The sequence below is a fragment of the uncultured Thiodictyon sp. genome (assembly GCF_903828115.1).
In the GTDB taxonomy this organism is placed as follows: Bacteria; Pseudomonadota; Gammaproteobacteria; order Chromatiales; family Chromatiaceae; genus Thiodictyon.
Genome location: NZ_CAIKKU010000351.1, coordinates 1 through 3,371, shown reverse-complemented (window position 1 = coordinate 3,371; position 3,371 = coordinate 1). Strand labels below are relative to the sequence as shown.

At 68.2% G+C, this 3,371-nt stretch carries 2 protein-coding genes; both read right to left on the bottom strand.

The annotated features are described in order from the left end of the window. Positions 1-58: 58 nt before the first annotated feature. The gene (amrB, locus tag QZY48_RS12985; RefSeq protein WP_295431278.1) at positions 59-1,774 is read right to left on the bottom strand and encodes an AmmeMemoRadiSam system protein B; all 1,716 of its coding nucleotides are present in this window, start codon (positions 1,772-1,774) and stop codon (positions 59-61) included. A 449-nt stretch (positions 1,775-2,223) separates the two neighbouring features. Next, positions 2,224-3,351: an AmmeMemoRadiSam system radical SAM enzyme gene (gene amrS / locus QZY48_RS12980; RefSeq protein WP_295431277.1), complete on the bottom strand. Its 1,128-nt coding sequence runs from the start codon at positions 3,349-3,351 to the stop codon at positions 2,224-2,226. Positions 3,352-3,371 lie beyond the last annotated feature (20 nt).

The following is a 3,371-nucleotide window of genomic DNA, read 5'->3' as shown; positions in this document are numbered from 1 at the left end:
ACGACAACGACAACGACAACGACAACGACAACGGTGCCAAAAGCACTCCCGATCAGTTTCAGCGCCCCGGCGTTCCTCCCGGATAAGGCGCCGCGTATTTGGTGGTGGTGAAGACGGTGAAGCTCGCCCCGTCGCGCCAGGCGTCCGCGGGCAGCCCGGCCTTGCGCGCCAGGTAGGACAGGGTCTCTTCCCGCGTCCACCCCTGCTCCAGCGCGACCTCCGGCAGGAACACCGCCCGGTGCCCGTCCTTGCTCAGGACGATGCCCTCCTCCCCGACCCGGAACGCCTCCCAGGAGGCGATGGGGCGCGGCGGCGTCAGTACACTGACCTCGACCTCCAGGTCCCTGAGCTCGGCGGGCGCCACCGGGTCGAAGCGCGGGTCGCGGCGGGCGGCGTTGTCCGCATTGGCGATGATCGCACGATCCAGCGGTTCCCGGGGCTCGATGGTGCCGATGCAACCGCGCAGTTCCCCATGGAGCTTAAGCGTGACGAAGGCCCCGGCGGGGACGCGCAGGTGGTCCGGGAGGGCCGCCGCGACCTGGCGGGCGGCCTCGTCGCGCTCCGCCGAGGGGCCGAGAACGGCCCGGTCCAAGGAGAGAATCGCGAGTTGGTGCAGGGCCTTGAGGTCCGACTCCGAGGGTGGCGCCGCGACCGCCGAAGGCCGGCTCGGTGCCGTGGGCTGCGTTTGCGTTGCGGAGTCCCCGACGTCGGCCTGCGACAAGTCCGGGGCCGCAGCCGCCAAGGGTGCGGGATCAGTCACCACCAACACCGCATAACTCACCGAGTTGCGATAGTCCCCGGTCAGGGCCCCGCTGGTGGTATCGGCGACGCGCTCCACCCGCGCCCCGGGCCCGAGCATCCGCAGCAGTATGTCGAGCGGCCGATAGCCGCAGATGGTGATCCCGGTGCGCGCCTGGTAGGCGAGAAAGCCCGCCGCGTCCTTGGCCAGGATCCGCTCGATGGCCCCGCCGTCCAGGTCTTCGAGGCGCTCCGCGATCTGCCCGTCAAGGGCAAAGGGCAGATAGCCGAAACGCGGCCCGTAGTGGGTGAAGTCGCTGGAGACCACCACCAGGGTATCAGCATCCGCCAGCGGGCGCAGCAGTTCGGCCGCGGTGCGGTCGTCGGCACCCGCCAAGTCCCCCACCAGGACCGGGACCAGCCGCCAGCCCGGGGCCAGGGCGCGTTGCAGCAGCGGAAGTTGGATCTCGATGCTGTGCTCGGCGCCCCCGGCGTCCCCATCGGCGCGCACCAGCGGCGAGGCGCGCAGGGTCCGGACCGCCTCCAGGTCCAGCGGGACCTCGCCCAACGGGGTGCGATAGGCGTCCACCGTGTCGACCGAGAGGCCGCGAAAGCCGCTGTGGTGCGAGGGTGCCAGGATCAGCACCCGGCGGTAGGATTGGCCCTTGACCAAGGCGTAGCCCTGCCCCGCGGTGGGTCCACTGTAGTCATAGCCGGCGTGGGGGACGATCAGGGCGCGGATGGTCCCGGCCGGCGGGCGGGCCTGGGCGGCGGACAGCAGGCCGTCCACGCGCGCACCGAGCGCCGCCGGGTCCGCGGGGTACCAGGACCCGGCCAGGGCGCTCTCGCGCAGGCCCGCGGCCACCGTGACGCCCGGACCCAGGAGGGTCAGACCGAGCAGCAGCAGGACGCGCAGCGGCGCGGCCGGTGCGGCGGACAGAAGATTGTCCGCAAATGAACGCAAATGAGCGCAAATAAGAGCGAATTTGCTGTCTCTGCTGCACGGCGCATTGAAGGCACTCAGGGCGTATTCCATGGTGGTGTCCTCATCCGGCCAGTTCGTGGGGTCGATAGAAGTCCGCCTCGTGTAATGCCCGCTCGCGCGGCCCGGCGGCCAGCGCCCGGGGGCACGCGTCGCCCCCGGCAGCGGGACCGGACTGCCGGCCGGGCGCCCCGATCGGGGGGCAGGTCAGGCCAAGCAGGCCGACGCAAAGACCAAGGAAGCCTCGCCGGGACAGGCGTTGATCATGGTTCCGGCCGTCCCCAGGGGGTCGCGCACCGCAGGTCGAGGCTTTACCGTGAAAGTCGCGCAGCGACGCTGTGGGAGCGGCTTCAGCCGCGACGGGCAGCACCGGAAACGCCGCATCGGAGTTCACCGCGGCACCGCATCGCGGCCGGAGGCCACTCCCACCAAGCACTTTCATGTATTTGCGTTCATTTGCGTTCATTTCCGCCCCCTCTTCATCTTTCTTCGACCACCAGGGACTACCAGACCCCGGGGATCGGATCATTGCAGGTCGGGCAGCGCCCCTGCGCCGTCAGCCCATAATGGGTAATGACAAAACCGCTGCGCCCGATCAGCAGGGTCCCGTCGCGGGGGCAGTAGGTCGAGTTGCCTGCATCCCCCATGACATTGCCGATATAGACATACTTGAGGCCGGCATCCTGCGCCTCGGCGCGCGCCTGTTGCAGGGTCGCGGCCGGGGTCGGCGGGAGGTTGCGCATCCGGTACTCGGGGTGGAAGCGGCTGAAGTGCAGCGGGGTGTCCACCCCCAGCTCGGCGACGATCCAGCGGACCATGCGCCGGATCATCGCCAGGTCATCGTTCAGGGTCGGGATCACCAGGTTGGTCAGCTCGGTCCAGACCCCCTCCTCCCGAAAGGTCACCAGGGCCTCCAGGACCGGCTTCAGGGTCCCCCCATTGACCCGCCGATAGAAGCCATCGTCGAAGGCCTTGAGATCCGCGTTGGTGGCGTCCAGCACCCGGCACAGCCGCCGCAAGGGTTTGCGGTTGATATAGGCGGCGGTGACGAAGACATTGGCGAGCCCCTGGGCGCGGGCCAGCACGGCGCTGTCCTCGACATGTTCATACCAGACAATCGGGTCGGAATAGGTGTAGGCGAGCGCGCGGCAGCCCGCGTCCCGCGCCGCCGCGACCAACTCCGCCGGGTCGGCACGATAGACCTCCTCCATCTCCTCCCCGCCGCGCTGTGACAGTTGCCAGTTTTGGCAATTGAGACAATGCAGGTTGCACCCGGCGGTGGCGATGGAAAAGACCTGCGACCCGGGGTGAAAGTGGTATAAGGGCTTCTTCTCCATCGGATCGACATGGATGGCGGAGGGCCGCCCATAGGTCGTGGCACGCAGCCGCCCGCCGAGATTGACCCGGATACGGCAATCCCCCGCCGCCCCCTCGGGGATCACGCAGGCGCGCGGGCAGAGTTCGCAGGTGACGGCAGTCATCGGTGTTGGACCTTGGTCAAAGATCTCCGGCAACGGTTCATTGATAAATTGAACAATTTCATTCGGGACCGCCTGTCGCGCCATTTTCGTTGTCGTTGTCGTTGTCGTTGTCGAGATTATCGTAGCGCCCGGGATTCTTTTGCACCCCAAAGTGCATCGCTTCTCCGATT

What these genes read in the sequence shown, in the direction of transcription:
- amrB (WP_295431278.1), bottom strand. Translation starts at nt 1,774, where the DNA reads ATGGAATACGCCCTGAGTGCCTTCAATGCGCCGTGCAGCAGAGACAGC.